The sequence below is a fragment of the Flavobacterium ginsenosidimutans genome, assembly GCF_003254625.1.
GTDB lineage: Bacteria > Bacteroidota > Bacteroidia > Flavobacteriales > Flavobacteriaceae > Flavobacterium > Flavobacterium ginsenosidimutans.
In genome coordinates, this window is sequence record NZ_QJRJ01000067.1 from 39,051 (window position 1) to 60,543 (window position 21,493).

The 21,493-nt window shown below is 31.8% G+C and carries 17 protein-coding genes; 16 read left to right on the forward strand and 1 reads right to left on the reverse strand.

The genetic code is table 11. The annotated features are described in order from the left end of the window. The first annotated feature begins 478 nt into the window (after positions 1 to 478). From DM444_RS03335 to DM444_RS03355, 5 genes are all read left to right on the forward strand, one after another. A complete protein-coding gene (locus DM444_RS03335) occupies positions 479 to 1,009 on the forward strand; it encodes an RNA polymerase sigma factor (RefSeq protein ID WP_111283957.1) in 531 nt (176 codons plus the stop codon). After that, positions 1,009 to 1,797, forward strand: a complete 789-nt coding sequence (locus tag DM444_RS03340) for an anti-sigma factor (RefSeq protein ID WP_111283959.1) — start codon at positions 1,009 to 1,011, stop codon at positions 1,795 to 1,797. The genes DM444_RS03335 and DM444_RS03340 overlap by 1 nt, the downstream gene beginning before the upstream one ends. Positions 1,798 to 1,881: 84 nt before the next feature. Beyond that, positions 1,882 to 2,268, forward strand: a complete 387-nt coding sequence (locus DM444_RS03345; protein ID WP_111283961.1) for a DoxX family protein — start codon at positions 1,882 to 1,884, stop codon at positions 2,266 to 2,268. Between the two features lies 1 nt (position 2,269). Further along, positions 2,270 to 3,316, forward strand: coding sequence for a hypothetical protein (locus tag DM444_RS03350; RefSeq protein ID WP_111283963.1), 1,047 nt, complete (start codon positions 2,270 to 2,272; stop codon positions 3,314 to 3,316). Between the two features lie 69 nt (positions 3,317 to 3,385). After that, positions 3,386 to 4,120, forward strand: coding sequence for a DUF3667 domain-containing protein (locus DM444_RS03355; protein ID WP_162614911.1), 735 nt, complete (start codon positions 3,386 to 3,388; stop codon positions 4,118 to 4,120). A gap of 69 nt (positions 4,121 to 4,189) precedes the next feature. Here the strand turns inward: DM444_RS03355 and ccsA are convergent, their stop codons facing one another. Next, on the reverse strand, positions 4,190 to 7,420 hold the full coding sequence (gene ccsA / locus DM444_RS03360) for a cytochrome c biogenesis protein CcsA (RefSeq protein WP_111283967.1): 3,231 nt from the start codon (positions 7,418 to 7,420) through the stop codon (positions 4,190 to 4,192). A gap of 289 nt (positions 7,421 to 7,709) precedes the next feature. Here ccsA and DM444_RS03365 point away from each other — a divergent pair, with 289 nt between their 5' ends. From DM444_RS03365 to DM444_RS03415, 11 genes are all read left to right on the forward strand, one after another. Next, on the forward strand, positions 7,710 to 8,471 hold the full coding sequence (locus DM444_RS03365; protein ID WP_111283969.1) for a Rossmann-like and DUF2520 domain-containing protein: 762 nt from the start codon (positions 7,710 to 7,712) through the stop codon (positions 8,469 to 8,471). Next, a complete protein-coding gene (locus tag DM444_RS03370) occupies positions 8,455 to 8,982 on the forward strand; it encodes a KdsC family phosphatase (protein WP_111283971.1) in 528 nt (175 codons plus the stop codon). Before DM444_RS03365 ends, DM444_RS03370 begins: the two co-directional genes overlap by 17 nt. Before the next feature lie 85 nt (positions 8,983 to 9,067). Continuing rightward, entirely contained in the window at positions 9,068 to 9,994 is a 927-nt protein-coding gene (locus DM444_RS03375; protein ID WP_111283973.1) for a geranylgeranylglycerol-phosphate geranylgeranyltransferase, read from the forward strand. After that, positions 9,987 to 10,571 (forward strand): Maf-like protein, encoded by a 585-nt coding sequence (locus DM444_RS03380; protein WP_111283975.1) that lies wholly within the window; start codon positions 9,987 to 9,989, stop codon positions 10,569 to 10,571. The genes DM444_RS03375 and DM444_RS03380 overlap by 8 nt, the downstream gene beginning before the upstream one ends. 10 nt (positions 10,572 to 10,581) lie before the next feature. Further along, positions 10,582 to 11,112, forward strand: coding sequence for a mechanosensitive ion channel domain-containing protein (locus DM444_RS03385; protein WP_111283977.1), 531 nt, complete (start codon positions 10,582 to 10,584; stop codon positions 11,110 to 11,112). Between the two features lie 102 nt (positions 11,113 to 11,214). After that, on the forward strand, positions 11,215 to 12,315 hold the full coding sequence (locus tag DM444_RS03390; protein ID WP_111283979.1) for an AI-2E family transporter: 1,101 nt from the start codon (positions 11,215 to 11,217) through the stop codon (positions 12,313 to 12,315). Positions 12,316 to 12,393: 78 nt separating this feature from the next. Then, complete coding sequence (locus DM444_RS03395) at positions 12,394 to 14,235, forward strand: hypothetical protein (RefSeq protein WP_111283981.1); 1,842 nt, start codon at positions 12,394 to 12,396, stop codon at positions 14,233 to 14,235. Between the two features lie 188 nt (positions 14,236 to 14,423). Then, positions 14,424 to 14,942 carry a hypothetical protein gene (locus DM444_RS03400; protein WP_111283983.1) on the forward strand — a complete coding sequence of 173 codons (519 nt, stop codon included), beginning with the start codon at positions 14,424 to 14,426 and terminating at the stop codon, positions 14,940 to 14,942. Positions 14,943 to 15,150: 208 nt separating this feature from the next. Further along, positions 15,151 to 16,773, forward strand: a complete 1,623-nt coding sequence (locus DM444_RS03405) for an LVIVD repeat-containing protein (RefSeq protein WP_111283985.1) — start codon at positions 15,151 to 15,153, stop codon at positions 16,771 to 16,773. A 177-nt stretch (positions 16,774 to 16,950) separates the two neighbouring features. Beyond that, positions 16,951 to 19,482 (forward strand): PIG-L family deacetylase, encoded by a 2,532-nt coding sequence (locus DM444_RS03410; protein WP_111283987.1) that lies wholly within the window; start codon positions 16,951 to 16,953, stop codon positions 19,480 to 19,482. Positions 19,483 to 19,595: 113 nt separating this feature from the next. Next, positions 19,596 to 21,320: a sodium:solute symporter gene (locus DM444_RS03415; protein ID WP_111283989.1), complete on the forward strand. Its 1,725-nt coding sequence runs from the start codon at positions 19,596 to 19,598 to the stop codon at positions 21,318 to 21,320. Positions 21,321 to 21,493 lie beyond the last annotated feature (173 nt).

The window sequence follows — 21,493 nt, forward strand, 5'->3', positions numbered from 1 at the left end:
GCGAAAATGAGCAGAACGAATAATTTTAAAAATTTCATAATCGATTCTGTTTTATAAATTCTTAAAGATTTATTCTACTCTAACTTCTATTACGTCTTTTAAAAAAGCCTTTTCATTAAAAATGGTCAACGTCAAAACTGTTGTTAATCCAACTATTAATATTTTGACTAAAATCGTGCTATCCATAATGCCTTTTTTTTTAAAATAATTTTTATAACAACAGTTTTTCTCTGAATTAGTTTGTTTTGATCATTTTTTAAGATCATTCTGACGTTTATAAAAACATTTACGTAATTGGATTGTTTTTGGTTTTAAAAAAAATCAAAAAAAAATGACTTTTTTTTAAGAAACCCTTATTTCATGAGGGTTTACAGCACTAAAAAAAATAAGAAAAATCACAAAAAAATAATTTATCTTTATAATAGGTTACCTATATAATATCTTAGCTTTTAATGTTTAAACTTAAAAATCCCAATCTATGAGTCAAGAAGAACTATTAGTTTTAATTTACAAAAAGGACGAAAAAGCGTTTACACATTTGTACGACATGTACTCGAAAAGTCTTTTTTCTGTCATTCACGTACTAATTAAAAATCGAGAAGAAGCAGAAGATGTTCTGCAAGATGTTTTTGTCAAAATCTGGAAAAACATCGATTCTTATAACGAAAGTAAAGGTCGTTTTTACACCTGGATCATTAATATCGCCAGAAATACATCGATCGATAAACTTCGTTCTAAAGATTATAATAACACTCAAAAAAACCTTTCCTCAGATAATTTCGTAAATCTGTTAGATGAGAGTAATAAATTAAGCCACAAACTTGATGCAATTGGAATTCAAGAATTCGTAAAAAAACTGAAACCAAAATGTATCGAAATAATTAATCTGTTATTCTTTAAAGGATATACCCAGCAAGAAGCTTCAGAAGAATTGGCACTGCCACTGGGAACTATCAAAACACAAAACAGAAACTGTATTAACGATTTACGTAATTATTTGAAAATATAATGGAAGCACAAGAATATATAGAATCAGGAATTTTAGAGCTGTACGTTTACGGCTTACTGAGCGAAAAAGAAAATCTAGAAATAGCTGAACTAGCAAAAAAAGCACCCGAAGTTGATCAGGAAATTATTTCGATAGAAAAAGCCATAATTGCCCTTTCGTCTAGCTTCTCTCCTTTCCATTCTGTGGAAAATTTTGAGAAAATTAAAGCGCGCCTGGAGCTGAAACATGGAAAAGTAGTCGAAATGAAACGCACTTCAAACTGGTCACAATATGTGGGCTGGGCGGCTGCAATACTATTATTGTTAGGTTTAGGCTATCAAACTTTAGAATTGACAAAAACCAAGGAAGCAATTTCTACTGTTGGAAATGAGAAAAATAAGATTCAACGCGAATATGCTTATTTAGGACAGGAAAATAAAGAAATCAAGAAAAGTTTAAATATTGTAAGAGATATTAAAAATACGGGCGTGACACTTGGCGGTCAAGCTGTATCTCCAAGATCTTATGCAAAAGTGTATTGGAACAAGGAAACTAAAACGACTTATATTGATGCTGCGGGTTTACCAACTCCTCCAAAAGGAATGGTTTATCAAGTTTGGTCTCTTAAATTGACTCCGGTTCTTACGCCAACAAGTATTGGTTTACTGGATAATTTTGAAGGCAATTCGCAAAAAATCTTTGCTGTTAGTCAAACAGATTCGGCTGAAGCATTTGGAATCACTTTGGAACCAGCTGGCGGAAGCCCTACTCCAACAATGACACAGCTTTATACTTTAGGAAAAGTTTAAATTTAATCTGTTGTAAAAAGTTAAAACGCATATTCATAGCAATATGCGTTTTTTTTTTATTTTTAATTGACCAAAAACCAATTTATGAATGCAAACTTACTTTTGAGAATCGCAATAGCGATTATTCTCCTCACTCATTCCGTTTTTGGAATGTTTAATAATGGTATAAATGATTTTGGAAATCTCTTTCTCAACCAAATTGGATTTGCTCCTTATGGCGTATTTCTTGCCTGGAGCATTAAATTGTCTCATGTTGTTGCGGCGATTCTTCTATTAGCCAATAAATACATTAAACTTGCTGGCTATGTTACCATTTTTGTCCTTATAATGGGAATTGCTTTAGTGCATTTTAAAGAAGGCTGGTTTGTTGTAGGCGGCGGAAGAAATGGCGTTGAGTATAATTTTCTTCTGATAATAGTTTTATTGGCAATTATGTATCCTAATGGTTTTAAATTAAGAGATAATAAATAGGATGAAAAATTATAAAACACCTCACTTTCGAAAAACAGCTCTTTTTGTCTCTTTCTTATTTAGCGGAATTATTTTTTCGCAGAATATTTCTGTTGATCCTTATAATTCAATAAATAAGAATAACAAGGGGGTGAAAAAAATGATTGTAAAATTAAATGATACCATTAAGGAAGAGCATTTCTTTGATAAAACTGGAATGCCTTATCTTTTAAAAGAAAATTCATTTTCTGTGAAGTATTACAAATACGATAAAAAGAATAGAATTATAATAAGAATTCAAGGTGACATAATTAGAGGTTTTAGCTGTCAGGAGATAAAATACTTCAAGAATAAAACAGAAGTTTTCTCTTATCTTACTGAAGACGAAAAAAATCTTCAAATTGAGAATGATCAATATTTAAAAAATAAAGCAAACGGAATACAATATACTATTGTCGGAAATGATACTATTAGTATTGACGACGCCTATGCAGTAGTTACGTCTGACGAAGAATATTATAAATATGCTAAAGAAATTACTTCTATTCAAGACACTACTAGCATGTTTAATTCTTTTGCTTTCAAAAATTTAATGAAAGAGCCAAAGTATATGTCATTTAAAGCGGATTATGACAGTAAATTAAGGCCTTTGAATGAAAAATACTTTGATTCGAGAAATAAAATCACCTCAGACAGAAAGTTTTCTTATTCTGGGAATACCATAAATATTACCTATAAAGTTGACATGATAGGAACTGGTGAAATAGTACAGACTTTAGATTCTTCTGGTAATATATTGACTGAAGTCGAAAAACAAAAAGTTATAAATTATAAATATGACAAAGGAATTTGCATTGAAAAAAAGGAATTTCAGAATAACGTTCTTCTTAATGTAGCTTCTCATCTCTATAAAGATGATCTTTTACAACAAGATATATATGATGATATTCAAAATGGAGGCAAATTTATAACAGATTATGTTTATGATTCCAGTAAAAGAATAATCCAAATAACAAATTCATCTAATTATTCAAAACACGTTTACCAATATACTTATGAGTATTATTAGTTATTCTGTTTTCATTAATAAGTGAGAACAATATCTACTAATGATTTAGAAACGCTAAAAAGAAATAAAATGGAAATAATATGTAAAAATTGCCATCAGGTTTTTAAGGGACATTATTGCAATAACTGTGGACAAACTGCAGAAACACACAAGATAAATGTCCATTTTTTATGGCACGATATACAGCATGGTTTATTACATTTTGACAAAGGAATTTTGTATTCTTTAAAACAGCTTTTTACAAGACCAGGACATTCTGTTCGTGAATTTATTGAAGGCAAACGAGTTCGTCATTTCAAGCCTTTATCACTAGTTGTCGTTTTAGCTACTTTATACGGCTTTTTAATTCATTATTTTCATATTAGTTACTTTAAGAGAGAATCTAGCGAATATTTGAATTATGAAAATTTAAACGAATGGGTTCCTTCTCATTTTTCTTGGGTTACTATCGCTACGATTCCCTTATATACAATTGGGACTTATGCTGTATTTAGAAACCAAGGCTACAATTTTATTGAGTTTTTTGTATTGAATACTTTCAAAGCATCCCAAAGGCTTTTTGTTCAGATTTTGACATTTCCAATTCTGCTATATTTAAATAAAACAGATCATATGCAACTATTTTCGTCATTTACATATTTCGTTGGATTGGTTTTAATATTTTGGACTAACATTCAGTTTTTCAATAAAATATCAACAGGAAAGGCTTTTTTATTATCTATATTAAGTCATATTATATTTTTGATTTCATTCTTTATCATTCTCACTATTATACTTTTAATAAGCGGGAGATTTTCAGTATAAAGTTTAAATCTATACAATAAAAAAAGGGTTCAAATTATTGAACCCTTTTTTGTATCTAAAAATAATCTTTTAAGATTGTTTTTTCTTTACTTTTTTAGTCTTGTAATATTTTCTGTATTTCGGATAAGTAACTGCTCCGATTAAAGAAATAACAATTAAACAGTAATAAATCCAGTTTAATGAATGTGCTTCTCCGCTTGCATAAGAGTGTAAACCTACTAAGTGGAAGTTTACCCCATAATAGGTAAACAAAATCGAAATAAAAGCATACATACTCATTAAGTTAAAGAACCATTTTCCTCTTAAAGCTGGAACAAAACGAGCGTGAATTACAAACGCATAGATCATAATCGAGATTAAAGCCCAAGTTTCTTTTGGATCCCAACCCCAGTAACGTCCCCAACTTTCATTTGCCCATTGTCCTCCTAAGAAGTTTCCAATCGTCAACATGATAAGACCAATTGTCAACGCCATTTCGTTAATGTAACTTACTTCTTTGATATGTAAATCCATTTTGGCTTTGTTTTTATCATTTGTAAAGAAAATCAATAATAAAGCAACAAAACCTAAAATCATTCCTAAAGCAGTTGGACCATAACTTGCTACAATTACGGCAACGTGAATCATTAACCAATAAGAGTTAAGAACTGGCTGTAAATTTGCAATTTCTGGATCGATCCAGTTCATATATGCCGCCATTAAAATCATTGCTGTAACAAATGCTGATGAAGCAATCGTTAATTTTGATTTTCTATCGAAAGCCAATCCAAAGAACATTGTCGACCAAGCAACATAGACTATAGATTCGTAAGCATTACTCCACGGTGCGTGGCCGGAAATATACCATCGTGCAATTAATCCTAAAGTATGAAGAACAAATAGTAAACCTACGATGACATGAAAAATATTTACGGTAATTCGAAGCCATTTTTTCTCAAAGAAAATATTTAAGATCGTAAACATAAGCATCAAAATTGCTACCGTAATGTACCAATAAGGCAATACTTTGAAAACATCGTATTTGTTGTAAGCAATCTCAGCGTCGATTTTTTCTTCACTTGGTCTTACTTTAGCTCCAAATTTCTTCTGGAAGCCGTTAATACTTTCAACCAAATTATCTGCTGTATCAAAGTTTTTCTCAATAGAACCGTTATTTAAAGCACTAAAATATAATGGAAGAATTTGCTTTACATAAGTAGAATCCATTCCTTTAAAACCAGCACTTTCACGCTCTAAATAAGAAACCCATTTGTGGTTTGGATCATTCGGAATTGGGAAGATTCTTAAAATGCTACCACTTAATGCCGATTCCATTAAGTTAACTTTTTTATCTGTCTCGACAAAATCTTTCTCAAAATTATTCGGATTTGCTGCTTTGTAAGCCGCATCTAAATAAGGAGATAATTTATAATTTCCTTGTTCATCAAAGAATTTTACGAATGGAGCGTATTGATCTTTCGAATCGATTCCGATAATTTTACGAATGCTATCGTTTCCAGATTTAATATAAATCAATGGAATCTGAATCCAAACCTGCGCATATTGCGTCATTGATAAGAAAACCTGATCAGAATTCATTCCGTTATACGTATCATTGTGACTTACTTTTCTCAGTAATTCAGAAGAAAACGTATTAATAGGTTTCATTCTTCCTCCAGCATCCTGAATAATTAATCGACCAAATTTTGCGGCGTGAGATTCTGGTGCTTTATATATAGTCAATAACGAATCAAGTTGTTTCTGACTTGGTGGAGCTGTAACGTGATTAGCATGATCGTTTGGATCTGCAGAATGTGCGTGATCGTGTTCATGATCATGAGAATGTACATGAGGCGTTTGCTGTGCAAAACCATTCAAACCAATCAATAAAACTAAAATCGAAATTAATTTTTGTTTTTTCTTTTGAATATTTTCTAGTTTCTTTTTCAAATCCCCAAAACGAGAGTGTTTGGTAAACATAATTGCCATTAAACCAATATATAATAGAAAATACCCTAAGTAAGTAATATTAGTTCCCCATGAATCATGGTTTACAGATAAAACAGTTCCTTTTTCGTCTGGATCAAATGAAGACTGGAAGAAACGGAATCCTTTATAATCTAAAACGTGATTCATAAAAATATCAGCATCAAACGTTTCTGTAGAATCTTGTACAGTAACTTTACTTTTGTATGAAGAATAACTTTTTTCTGTGCCAGGATATTTCTCCGCAATAAAGTCATTTAAACGAATTTTAAAAGGTAAAATATAAGCTTTACTTCCAAAGAAAATAGAATATTCAATATTACCTATTTTAACAGTTTTAGCTTCACCAACTTGGCCTTTATTACCAAAAACCATTACTTCTTTTTCTTGTCCTTCGGCTTTTACTTTTACCACAACAGCATCTGTATGCGATTTTGCTTTGTAGTCGTTATTTGATTCGTAATCTACTTTTCCTTTCATTGGAGGCTCTGGAAATACAATTCTAATATCTCCAATGCTATATAAAGAACGCATCATTAAAGGCTGAACGTTATCTTTTGTAACTTTTCCTTTAAACTGATCTGCCATTCGCATAAATTCACCTTCAAAAGGAGTCTGGATTGTATATTCTTTTCCAGTTGTATTGATGTTAATTGCACCGTCAGTTTGTTTATTCAAAGCAAATAAAACATTGTGAATGTTCTGAACTTCACCTTCTTTTAGGTAATGTTCTTCTCTCCCGCCCGCTCCAGCTTCAACTAATTTTAAGTATAAAGTTCCATTTGGATCTGGCTTAACCACTTCTTTAGCTCCCATGATATAGTTTGAATACGAAACTTCAAAAGGAGTCTCATCAAATTTTCCAGAGATTGTAAAATCGTTGTTGGTAACTGGAGAAAGCAATAGGTTTTTCTCGAAAACTCTTCTTTTCATTTCGCCTTTGTATTCACCGTCAACAAAAACGGTCAAAAAGGTTTTATCTGAATATACTTGATTTTCTGCTGCGCCTTCGCGAATAGGCATCATTCCTTCATAACTGATATATCTAGTAATAAAAGCTCCTAAAATGATAAAAACAAAGGCAAGGTGTAATAACAGAGTTGCCCATTTTTCTTTTTTAAGCAATTGGTATTTTTTGATATTTCCGAAGAAATTAATCATAAAGATGGCCATTATTGCTTCAAACCACCAAGTATTGTAAATTAGTATTCTGGCTGTATCGGTATTGTATTTACTTTCGATAAAAGTTCCAACACCCATTGCAATTGCGAATGTTAAAAAAAGAACGGCCATTAATCGTGTAGAAAACAAAAAAGAGAATATTTTTTTATCCATTTCTTAGGAATTACATTGTATAAAAGTGCGACAAAAGTACTTAAAAATGTTGATTAGCAGTCTTTGCCTTTTGTTAATAAAAACTAAAAATAAGGACTATTTTTCAAACAAATTGATAATTTAGAAAGTTTAAACCTACAAAACAAGTGTGGTTTTATTAAACAATGATTTTTATCAAAAAAGTGTTAGAATTCAAACAAAAAATAAAGAACAATAAAAACTTCAAAAAACCATTATCAATAATTTGACAGACCCTTTGCATTAAAAAAATAATACTAATTTTGCTCTTATGATTCAGATAACAATAATTGGTTCCGGCAATGTTGCACAGCATTTAATAAAGGCTTTCACGGCAAATAAAATTATTGAAATTAAACAGGTTTTTTCTAGAAAGAAAGAAGCTTTACTTCATTTAATTGATTCTGAAAAGATTATTACAAATTTTAATGAATTACAGCCAGCAGATTTATATATTATTTCTGTATCAGATAATGCAATCAGAGAGGTCTCAGAACAAATTCCTTTCAACAATCAATTTGTAGTGCATACTTCTGGAACATCTTCAATTGAATTTTTGGATCCAAAAAATCGACGCGGTGTTTTTTATCCATTGCAGACTTTTTCTAAGAATAAAAATATCGACTTTTCAATTGTTCCTTTTTGCTTGGAAGCAGAAAATACAGCCGATTTTAAGCTTTTGGAAACTGTTGCAAAAAGTGTTTCTACTGCAGTTTATTCCATAAGTTCTGAACAGCGAAAAGCGCTTCATGTCGCTGCAGTTTTTGTTAGCAATTTTACGAATCATTTATACCAAATGGGACACGAAATTTGTGAAGAAAACCAGCTTCCTTTTGCGATATTAAAACCTTTGATTCAGGAAACGGCAGATAAAATCAATACGCTCGATCCAATTGATGCGCAAACAGGTCCGGCTATACGTCACGATTCTAATACAATCAATGCCCATTTGGCTTTTTTACAAAACGAAAACAAAAAAAATATCTATAAAATCCTAACACAATCTATACAGCATAATGGCAAAAAGTTATAAAGAATTAATGAATGACATCACAACGTTTGTTTTTGATGTAGATGGCGTACTTACAGACGGTTCTGTTTTAGTAACCAATGAAGGCGAAATGTTAAGAACAATGAACATTCGTGATGGTTATGCAATGAAAGCAGCAATTGAAAGCGGTTATCACGTGTGCATTATTTCTGGAGGAAGCAATGAAGGTGTTCGTATTCGTCTTCGTAATTTGGGTATTTCAGACATTCATTTAGGAACTCCTGATAAAGTAAAAACTTTTAACAAATATATTGAAAGCCATAATATTAAACCTGAAAATGTGTTGTATATGGGAGATGATATTCCTGATTTTCATGTCATGAAATTGACGGGACTTCCAACTTGTCCGCAAGACGCAAGCCCTGAAATAAAAAAAATCTGCCGTTATATTTCGCACGTAAAAGGCGGACGCGGAGCTGTAAGAGACGTTATCGAACAAGTAATGAAAGTACAGGGAAAATGGATGGAATATTTTAACGGACAGCACGATTAAGTTTTTAGTCGCAGTCGCAGTTTTCAGTTAATAAAAAAACTTAGCCCCCTTAGAATCTTAGTATCTTAGAACCTTAGAAAAAAAAATGAAATTCCTAAAACTTATACGTTATCAAAACCTTTTAATGCTTGCTTTTATGCAGCTTCTTTTTCGTTATGCTTTTTTAAAACAACAAGATGTTCCGCTTGCATTAGCTGACTGGCAATATGGATTGTTGGTTTTAAGCACCGTTTTACTCGCTGCAGCAGGTTATGTTATTAATAATATTTATGATGTAGGAACAGATAGTATCAATAAACCAAATGATGTTGTTGTTGGAAAAGGAATAAGCGAAACAGCAGCTTACAACATTTATATTGGTTTAAACGTTTCTGGTGTTGCAATTGGGTTTATTTTATCAAATATTATTCAAAGACCAACTTTTGCATCACTTTTCATTTTAATTGCTTCATTATTGTATTTCTACGCAACAACATTAAAACAAATCATGATTGTAGGAAACTTTATTGTAGCATTACTTTTGGCTGTAAGTGTTTTAATTATTGGAGTTTTCGATCTTTTTCCTGCTACAACACACGAAAATCAAGCACAAATGGCAAGTCTTTTCTCAATTTTAACCGACTATGCTTTATTTGCTTTCATGATTAATTTTATCCGTGAAATTGTCAAAGATATTGAAGACGTAAATGGCGATTACAATATGGGAATGAATACACTTCCAGTTGCAATTGGCGTAAACAGAGCCGCTAAAATTGCTTTAGGTTTTGCAATTGTGGCGTTTATTTTACTTGCGCTTTATAGCAATACCTATTTCATGCAGAATAAGCTTTATATTACTATATTTTATGCTTTTGCAACGGTATTAGCGCCTTTATTATACTTTATTGTAAAAATATTTAGTGCTAAAACACAAAAAGATTTCCAACATTTAAGCACTATTTTAAAACTTATTTTATTCTTCGGAATTTTATCAATCCTGGTTATTGCCTTAAATATCAAATACAATGCTTAAAGAAAAACTAAAAAAATATAAAATCATTTTAGCTTCAGGATCTCCTCGCAGACAGCAGTTTTTTAAGGATTTAGATCTTGATTTTGAAATTCGCTTAAAAGATGTCGAAGAAATTTATCCGCCAGAATTAAAAGCGGTCGAAATCACCGATTATCTTGCAGAACTAAAAGCCAATGCATTTGAAGGCGAATTGAACGAAAATGAAATTTTAGTTACGAGCGACACTATTGTTTGGCACCGAAATAAAGCTTTAGGAAAGCCTAAAAGCGCAGAAGAAGCTTTCGAAATGATTAAATCGATGTCTAATACTACACATGATGTAATTACTTCTGTTTGCTTTAAAACTAAGGACTCTTCTACTCTATTGCACGATATTACCAAAGTAACTTTTAATGATTTATCAGACGAAGCTATTTTATATTATATCGAAAATTACAAACCTTACGATAAAGCGGGCGCATACGGAATTCAGGAATGGTTTGGTTTCATGGCAGTTGCAAAAGTTGAAGGTTCTTATACAAATGTTATGGGACTTCCAACAGCCAAAGTTTATGAATTTTTGACTACTTTAGTGTAAAAATTTATTTATGTTTTCTTTTAAAGAGTATAGTCGCGAAATAATAGCAACAATCATTCTTATTGGAGTTTTGATTGTATTAAGAATGGTAATTGCCAAATTAATAAGACGTTTTGCCTATACAAGTCAATTATTTGAACACCGTACAAATTTAGTTATCAAATACATTAACATTTTAATGAACATTCTTGTCGTAACAAGTTTAATTGTTATTTGGGGAGTTCAGACAGAAGATATTTTTATTACAATCTCTTCTATAGCAACGGTTATTGGTGTTGCAATGTTTGCTCAATGGTCGATTTTGAGCAATATTACTTCTGGAATGGTTTTATTCTTCTCGTTTCCTTTTAGAATTGGAGATACAATCAAAATACATGATAAAGATTTTCCAATCGAAGCTGAAATTGAAGATATCAATACATTTCACGTAAGTCTAAAAACGAAAGAAGGTGAAAAAATAGTTTTTCCGAACAATTTATTACTGCAAAAAGGAATTTCGATCATTCCTGCAAAATATGAAGAAAGAGAATTTTTCGATTAAAATTGTAATGGGAATTTTATAACGGGCGCAGGAAAAGCTGGAACGTAAAAAGGCAAATTAATTGTAATTTTTGTTTTATAAATTCAGCTAAATAAAATAAAAATGACTCGGCCCGTAACTTTACCATTTTATGCAAAACTTTCTTTTATTCTTGTCACTTTAATCTGTTTTGCATTTATTTTTTGCATCGGAAAAGATATTTTGACACCAGTTTTAATGGCATTTCTATTTGCCGTTTTACTATTGCCTATTTTTTCTTTTTTCAATACAAAATTGAAATTCCCAAGGCATCTTGCCGCAATTACCTGTCTGGTAATTTTTCTATCTTTTATTGCTGGAATCTTGATTTTCATTTCTTATCAAGTCACTTATATGGCGAATGATTTTGAGACTATAAAGAAAAATGCTAATTCTTTTATTATCGAAATTCATAAATTTATAAGAGAAAATTTTCAGGTAAGTATTGGAGACCAAAAAAAATATTTGGATTCGGTTACCAAAGATTCAGTAAAGACGGGTCAAGCAAAACTGGGATCTTTTATAATATCAGTAAGCGACGTTCTTTTAGACAGTATGATTATTATTGTCTATACCTTTCTGTTTTTAATTTATAAAGAACATTTTAAGCTGTTCTTAGCCAAATTAATTAAAAAAGAAAATCATCCCGTTTTAATGGATATTCTTTCTCAGATAAAAGTTTCTATAAACAATTATATCGTAAGTTTAATTATCGAAATGCTTGTAGTTTCTGTCTTAACAAGTTTAGGATTATGGATTATTGGCATTAAATATTTCATATTGTTAGGATTAATTACGGGTATCTTGAACCTTATTCCTTATATTGGAATTACAATCGCTGGAATTATAACGATTTTAGCTTCTCTAACAGGATCAGGCGAAACTTCTGTGATTCTTGGAATTTTGATTGTGAATATTATTGTACAATTCATTGACAATAACCTTCTTGTGCCATTAATTATTAATTCTAAAGTAGAAATAAATGCGTTTGTTTCGATTATGGGAATTATTGTTGGAGGCGCCGCAGCTGGAGTTTCTGGAATGTTTTTAGCTATTCCGCTTTTGGCAATCTTGAAAATCATTTTTGACCGAATTGAATCTCTCTCCGCATGGGGTTATCTCATGGGAAATCATGTTCCTCGGAAATTTAGATGGCGAACACGAAAAGTTACAACAGAAAATTAAAAAGAACGTTATGCTATAACGCTTCTATATATTACGTATATTCATAAAACTTAAATCTATTAGCAGAAAAACTACCGAATGTCTTTAAACAAAAAAATACTATTTTTTATTTTGTTATGCTTTTGCTTACAAAGCGGATATTCTCAGGTAGATACAACTAAAAAAGAACCAAAAACGCAAAAAGACACAACAGAAATCTATACCAAAATTCGAAATTATTCTAAGAAAAATAAATTTACGCAAGCCATGCATAAATTGTTTTTTAGATCTAAAAAGTCACAGAAAAACAAAGAATTGCTAGTTCCTATTGATTCTACTCATTATGATGGAAAGATTATCCGAAAAATAAACATCATTACCTTAGATCCTTTTGGACATTCTGTTGCCGATACCACACAAATGCCTAAAAACTGGGGAGAAAGAATGGGTAACCGACTTCATTTGAAAACAAAAAAAATAGCGATTTATAATTTATTGCTTTTTAAGAAAAATACTCCGTACAATACTTATAAAGTTCTAGAAACCGAACGTTTAATTCGTGCGCAACGCTATGTTACTGCTGTTCGAATTTCAAATCAGACTGTTGGCGTCGCATCCGATTCTGTAGATGTTACTATTCGTGTTTTAGATTCGTGGAGTACAATTCCGAGATTTTCTATTTCTAGCAATCAAGTTTCTGTCGGATTTAAAGAAAAGGATTTTTTTGGTTCTGGGCAGCAATTAGAATATCGTTTTACCAATCGATTTAGCGATGGACAAAATGGAAATGACGTAACCTATACAGTTCCAAATATTAAAAATACTTATATAGGTACTGTCCTTCATTATAATATGGATTTGGACAATAATTATATTAAAAGTATTGATATTGAGCGAGACTTCTACTCTCCATTAACCAAATGGGCGGGCGGAATTTACGTTGATGAAAGCTTCAGAAAAGATACTTTACAAGCAATACAAGACCCAAATCACGAGTTTGCTTATCAGCCAAAAAAATATACTTCTCAGGATCTCTGGGCAGGACACGCCTTTAAGATGTTTGAAGATGAAAATAGGGCGATAACAAATTTGATTACTACTGCCCGATTTTTGAATGTCAATTACAGCGAATCGCCATCAGAGATTTATGACCCAAATCATTTTTATTCTTCTGAAAAATTAATTTTAAGCGGAATTGGTTTAAATACTCGAAAGTTTATTAAAGACAGCTATATTTTTAGAAATGGACAAACCGAAGACGTTCCGATTGGACGGATTTATGGCGTAACTTTTGGCTATCAATACAAAAATACTTTCTGGAGGCCTTATGTTGGTGCGCAATTTTCGTTTGGAAATTATTATCGATTAGGATTTTTAAGTATGAATTTTGAAGCTGGAACTTTTTTTCATCAATCTAAAACCTATCAGACTTCTTTTTTGTTTGAATCTAATTATTTTACAAAATTGTTTAGTGTCGGAAAATGGAAAATCAGACAATTCGTGAATCCTAAAGTAATTATTGGAATAAATCGAGATGATATTATTGGAGATCAATTGAATATAAATGAAGAAAATGGTTTAGCAGGATTTAACAGTTATTTGTATGGAACAAGTAAAGCCGTTTTGTCATTACAAACGCAAACTTATTCTCCCCATGCTTTATTGGGTTTTCGTTTAAATCCTTTCTTTAACTATTCTATTGCAGTTTTAGGAAGCCCAGAAATCGCAATGACTAAAAGCAAACCGTATTCTAAACTTACTATTGGTTTATTGGTAAGTAATGATTATTTGGTTTTTAGCTCGTTTCAACTATCACTTTCTTATTACCCAAGTATTCCTCAACAAGGTGATAATGTTTTCAAAACAAATACATTTGAAACTACCGATTATGGACTTCAAAGTTTTGAACTTGCAAAGCCAAGAGTTGTCAATTACAAATAATTTTTTTTTATTTTTTTATAAATTTCAAAATAAACGATAGAATATTCAATATCAATAAATTAGACACTTTACAAAACACAGCGTATTCGTTGAAATGCATTTTTATCCGATAAAATACATCTCATTTATTTTTTTGGCACAGTATATGGATATCCCTATACAAGATTAACATTTAAAAATAAAAAAAGATGAAAACGATAAAATTAGCAATCGCCGGATTATTTCTAATGGTTGCAAATGCCACGCAAGCCCAAGTATCGATCAACGTTAATATTGGAACTCCACCAGCTTGGGGACCAGTGGGATATAGCGAAATGGAATATTACTATCTTCCAGATATTGAAGCTTATTACGATGTTCGTGCATCGCAATTCATCTATTTCGGAGGAGGAAGATGGGTAAGAACAACTTACTTACCTAGACAATATAGAAACTATGATTTGTATGGAGGTTATAAAGTAGTTTTGACAGATTACCACGGAAGAACTCCTTATACTTACTTTGATCGTCACAGAGTAAAATATTATAAAGGATATCACGGAGCTCCACAAAGACCATACAAACCAAGACCTGTATATGGTTACAATGACCGTCGTTACGATCGTAAAGATTACAAACATTACGACAAACACGACAAACATGATAAACACCATGACAAACATGATCACGACGATCACGATCATGGACACGGTCACGGAAGAAGATAATGCTAAATCATTAGAAATCAACACAAGAGAGTATCATTTATTTGATACTCTCTTTTTTTTATGATTTGTTTAATCGGATCTTTTGTTAAAATGTTGTATTTTTAGTATAAATCACTGTAAGGCAATAAGTTTAACAACAGAAATGCCTTACATTAATTTATTTATACTTTATCTTTGCGCCGAATTTTATAATCCAAAAAAGAAATTTATGAAAAAGAATGTTTATTTACTTTCATTTTTAGCAATGTCACTTCTAATTGGTTGTGACGATAATAATGACAAAAACGACAACCAATCGTTAAATAACATTACAATTACTACAGATCAAACTGCCTTAAATCAAAGACTTGACCTTACAAATTCTGGTGTTATCTCGGTTGACAATGTTTCTGCTACAGGAAAAACGACAGAAACAACGAACACTACTTTTCCTTTAGTCCAAATCGCTGAAGTAAAACCTCCAGTTGATGCTAATGGAAAAACACTTCAAGCGAGTCATGTAACTGTGAACGGAAATTATGCTTATGTTTCTTATATCACTAGAGGCGATGTTTATTCGGGAGCAATTGATGTTATTGATGTTTCTGATCCTTATAAACCAAAATTGGTTACTTCTGCTTTAATTCCAAATACGGATATTACATCTCTTACTTACGCAAATGGGAGTTTAATTATCGGAGCTGCAAAAGATGTAGATAAAGATTCTCAGCTTGCAGGAAATCCGGCAATTGTATTTAATATGGATTTAAGTTCTGGATTACTTACCAATACTTTAAAAACGAATTATTTAGAAAGCAGAGTTACAACAGATGTTGCCGCCAATACTTCTAATTATTTTGCAGTTACGGGAGATAACGGAAGTTTATTTAAATTAAGCACTTCAACCAAAGCAATTACAGGAAAAGCTGCAATGGCCGATTTGCGTTCTATTGCTCTTTCTGGTGATAAAGTTGTGACTTTGAGCGGAACTAAAGGAGTTAATATCTATAATCAATCGACTCTTGCATTACAAAAAAGCTTTACGACATCTACAGATATAAGCGGTGCAAAAAGAACAATGGATATAGACGGGACAAAATTATTAGTTTCTGAAGGTCCAAACGGTCTTGGTGTTTATGATATTAACAGCGGATCAAAATTGCAAACTATCGGGATTCCAACTGCTGCTGAAGACAATGTAACAAATGCAGTTTCTGTAAACGATGGATATGCTTTTGTTGCAAATGGAGCTCTTGGACTTAATGTTTACCAATCCGCAACACAACTTACTTTATTGGGTTCTGTTGGAATTGCAGGTTCTTCAAACTATGTAAAATCTAGCGGTGATTATATTTATGTTGCCAGCGGAACAGGTGGTTTGAAAATCATTAAAATGGAAAAGCCAAATACTACATTTGCAAGCTGTTTAACTTACGGTTTATATAATCAAGGTAGAGATTTGATCTTGAATTCTAATGAGATTAAATCATACCAAGGAGCAACTGCTATTAATTCGGCAATCATCAATTCTGGTGCAGTTTTAACACATTGTGGTTCTATTGCAGTTCTTAGCAATTTGACTTTAAATAGCCAAGGAACTTTTAATATGAGAGGAACTTTATCTCAAGGTAAATACCAGCAGACAAACCCAACAGAGCTTATTATTAATGATAAATCAGTTTTGAATGTTGAAGGTTCTGTTGTTATCTGGGGAGATCTAAGATTGAACAGCGGGGCTAAAATCAATTTTATAGGTAGTACTTCTTCAATTACAATTTATGGTAAAGTTACTAAAGGAAGCAACGTAACTATTACAGGAAATTATGTTGATACAGAAAACAAACTGAAATAATTTAGAGCACATTCGCAAAGATAATTTCAAAAGCTGTCAGATTATTTCTGGCAGCTTTTTTGCTTTCTGTAATTCAAATATTGCTCAAATTATTAATCATTAACATTTCATTTAAATACTGTTCCGTAAAATAATTAGTACTTTTGAGGCACTTTCAAAAAAACAATTAACCACAATATGCGAAAAATACAGGTTCAAATCTTTCTTTTATTTTTTATAGGTTTTCAAATTTCATTTGCACAGCAGCCACAAAAACCAAATTCAGTAGAAATTTACAATCAAATCAAAAAATTAAACTTTCTAGGTTCTGTATTGTATGTTGCAGCGCATCCAGATGATGAAAATACTAGAATGATTTCGTATTTAGCAAATGAAATGAATGCTAGAACTGGCTATTTATCACTTACACGTGGAGATGGAGGTCAGAATTTAATTGGGCCGCAATTGCGTGAATTGCTTGGAGTTATTCGAACTCAAGAATTAATTGAAGCTAGAAAGATTGATGGAGGCGAACAATTCTTTTCAAGAGCAAATGATTTTGGCTTCTCAAAAAATCCTGATGAAACTTTAGACATTTGGGATAAAGATAAAGTCCTTGCTGATGTAGTTTGGACTATTAGAAAATTTCAACCAGATATTATTATCAATCGTTTTGACCACCGTTCTCCAGGAACAACACATGGTCATCACACTTCTTCTGCTATGTTGAGCGTTGAAAGTTTCAAATTAACAAATGATCCAAAAATTTATCCTGAACAATTAAAATATGTTACTCCTTGGCAAGTAAAACGTCAATTCTTCAATCCGTCTTGGTGGTTTTACGGAAGCCAAGAAAAATTTGATGCGGCAAATAAATCTAAATTTACAAAGCTAGAAACAGGCGTTTACTACACAGGAATCGGAAAATCGAATCAGGAAATTGCAGCTTTAAGCCGAAGCCGTCATCAATCTCAAGGTTTTGGAAGTACTGGTGTTCGCGGTGAAGAAACCGAATATTTAGAATTAATTAACGGAGAAAATCCAAAAGAACGCGATAATTTATTTGACGGAATCGATACAAGTTGGAATCGTGTTAAAAACGGAAAACCAGTTGGAGATTTAATCGCTTCGATTGTTACAAAATATAACTTCAGTAATCCATCTGCAAGTATTCCAGATTTAGTTAAAGCCTATTCCATGATCGAATCTTTAGATGATACACATTGGAAAACGATTAAACTAGCTGCTATCAAAAATATTATCGCCTCTTGTTCAGGTTTATATCTTGAAGCAGTTTCAAATGAACAAGAAGCAACTCCAGGAAGTACAATTAAATTAGTACTTGAAGCAATCAATAGATGTTCTATTGATATGCAGTTAGTTAGTGTAACAACACTTCCAGATAATAAAACGACAACTCAAAACAGCGTTTTAAAAAACAATAACGACCAAAAGATCAATTTACAGTTACAGCTTCCAAACGATATAGGATATACACAGCCATATTGGTTAAAAGAAAAAGCAACTGTTGGAATGTACACTGTTTCTAATCAAGAAATTATTGGTACTCCAGATATTATTCGCGATACAAAAGTTGTTTTTAATGTAAAAATCAATAACGTTGAAATTCCGTTTGAGCGCACCGTTGTTTACAAATACAATGATGGCGTAAAAGGCGAAATGTATAATTTCCTTGATATTGTGCCTGAAGTTACAACTTCAATTTTAGAAAGAGTTTTACTTTTTACCAATACAAAAAGTAAAATGATTCCAGTAAAAGTTCGTGCTGGAAAAGATGATGTTAAAGGAAATCTACAATTAGAATTACCAAAAAGCTGGTCTGTTTCTCCTAAAGAAATTCCGTTTACTTTAGACAAAAAAGGAAATGAACAGGTATTTTATTTTGAAGTAACGCCTCCTGTAAATCCAGAAGAAGTTATGGCAAAAAGCGTTGCTGTTGTAGATAATAAACGTTTTGACAAAGATGAGACTATTATAGATTTCAGCCATATTACGAAACAAATGATTTTAAAACCAGCTGAATCAAAGTGTATTAGAATAGATTTAAAAACTTCTGGCGATGCAATTGCTTATATCATGGGCGCTGGAGACGAAGTTCCTGAAAGTTTAACTCAAATGGGATACAAAGTCACTATTTTAAAACCTGAAGAAATTACACCTCAAAAGCTAGATTCTTTCAGTACTGTTATTACAGGAATTCGTGCTTATAATACCGTTAATGCTTTGGCAAACAAACAAAATATACTTTTCAATTTTGTAAAAAACGGAAAAAACATGATTGTTCAGTACAACACAAACGGAAAATTGGTAACTGATAAAATTGCTCCATATCCGTTAAAATTGTCAAATGATCGTGTGACGGAAGAAAATGCTAAAATTACTTTCTTGGCGCCAAATCATCCTGTTTTAAATACGCCAAATAAAATCTCTGAAAAAGATTTTCAAGGATGGACACAAGAGCAAGGTTTATATTATCCAAATGAATACGATCCTGCCTTCACTCCTATTATTTCGTCGCATGACAAAGGAGAATCTGCTAAAGACGGAGCTTTACTTGTCGCGCCATACGGAAAAGGATATTATATTTACACGGGTTTGAGTTTCTTTAGAGAATTGCCAGAAGGTGTTTCTGGAGCATATCGATTATTATCGAATATTATTTCTCTAAAACAGCCTATTGAAGCTCCTAAACAAGATTTAAAGCAATAAAAATGGACGCTAAAAAAACAAAAAAATGGAAAAAAAGCTACACTTATGTTTTAGTAGCTAATGCAATTTATATTGCTATCTTTTTCTTAATCATGCAATTATACTCATAACCTATGCAGCTATTTGACTGGATCGTACTTATTGTCACATTATTATTCATTGTTGGATATGGCTCTTGGAAAACCCGAGGCAGTAAAAACGTCGAAGATTTCATTTTAGGAAACAATGAAACACCTTGGTATACTGTAGGACTTTCTGTAATGGCAACACAAGCCAGCGCAATTACATTTTTATCTACGCCTGGACAAGCATATCATGACGGAATGGGTTTTGTGCAATTCTATTTTGGTTTGCCAATTGCCATGATTGTGATTTGTGTGACCTTTATTCCGCTATATCATAAAAGTAAAGTTTATACTGCTTACGAATTTTTAGAAAAAAGATTTGACGTTAAAACCCGTTCACTTGCTGCAATTTTGTTTTTAGTTCAACGAGGTTTAGGAACAGGATTAACCATTTATGCTCCAGCCATCATCTTGTCTGCGCTTTTAGGATGGAACTTAACAATAATGAATATCATTATTGGAGTTATGGTAATTATCTATACTTTTTCTGGTGGTACAAAAGCGGTAAACGTAACCCAAAAACAACAGATGTTTGTAATCATGTCTGGAATGTTTATCACATTTTTCCTGATTCTGCATTATCTGCCAAATGATATGACTTTCAACAGTGCGCTTCATATTGCTGGAGCAAACGATAAAATGAATATTGTTGATTTCTCTTTTGATCCCGAGGAAAAATACACCTTTTGGAGCGGTATAACTGGAGGTTTCTTTTTAGCTCTCGCCTATTTTGGTACAGATCAATCTCAGGTTGGACGTTATTTGTCTGGTAAATCGGTTCGTGAGAGTCAGATGGGATTAATCATGAACGGACTTTTAAAAGTTCCAATGCAATTCTTTATTCTTTTGACAGGAGTTATGGTATTTGTGTTTTTTCAATTCAATCCAGTTCCCTTAAATTTTAATCCAAATAATAAAATTGCGATTGAAAAATCGGCTTTTAAGAATGAATATCACGTTTTAGAGGAAAAGTTAGTCAAACTTTCAGAAGACAAAAAAGTAATCAATTTATTATACATCGATCAGTTGAACCAAGATTATGACAATCCGATTTTAAGAAAAGAATTGGTTGCTTTGTCCAATAAAGAAAAAGATCTTCGAGATAAAGCGAAAGAAATTATTTCAAGAGCAGATAGTCATACAGAAACAAACGATAAAGATTATGTGTTTTTTCACTTTATCCTAAACTATTTGCCAAAAGGCCTTATCGGATTGTTATTGGCCGTTATTCTTTCGGCTGCAATGTCTTCAACGGCTTCTGGGCTTACTGCATTGGCTTCTACAACTGCAATTGATATTTATAAACGAAACCAAAAAGAAGAAAAATCAGAGAAACACTATTTACATGTTACTAAGTTTTTTACTCTTTTTTGGGGAGTTATAGCGATACTTTTTGCTTGTGTTGGAACTCTATTCGAAAATTTAATCCAACTTGTAAATATTATTGGTTCTATTTTCTACGGAACCGTTTTAGGAATTTTTCTTGTTGCTTTTTATTCTAAAAAAGTTCAGGCAAAGCCAATGTTCATTAGCGCTATTATAAGTCAGCTCACGATTTTTGTCATTTATTATTTTATGATTTACAGCCAAGAAAAACTGGGTTATTTGTGGCTTAATTTCATTGGAGCAATTTTAACGATTGTATTGGCAGTTGTATTACAGTTTTTATTTTTTAGAGGAAAATCGGATGATAACGAAGTGATTTTGGAATAGCAAATACTCTTTCTTGATGTTTATTAAATAAAAAAAAATGCTCTTAAAAAACATAATGCCCTAGCCCTGATGGAAGCGGCATCCTTTTGTGCCTTTCGCGAGGCACAATAGATACAGCGGACAGCAGGATATAGCTCCTTAAACTATATAAATTAGACATATAATTTCTTTCA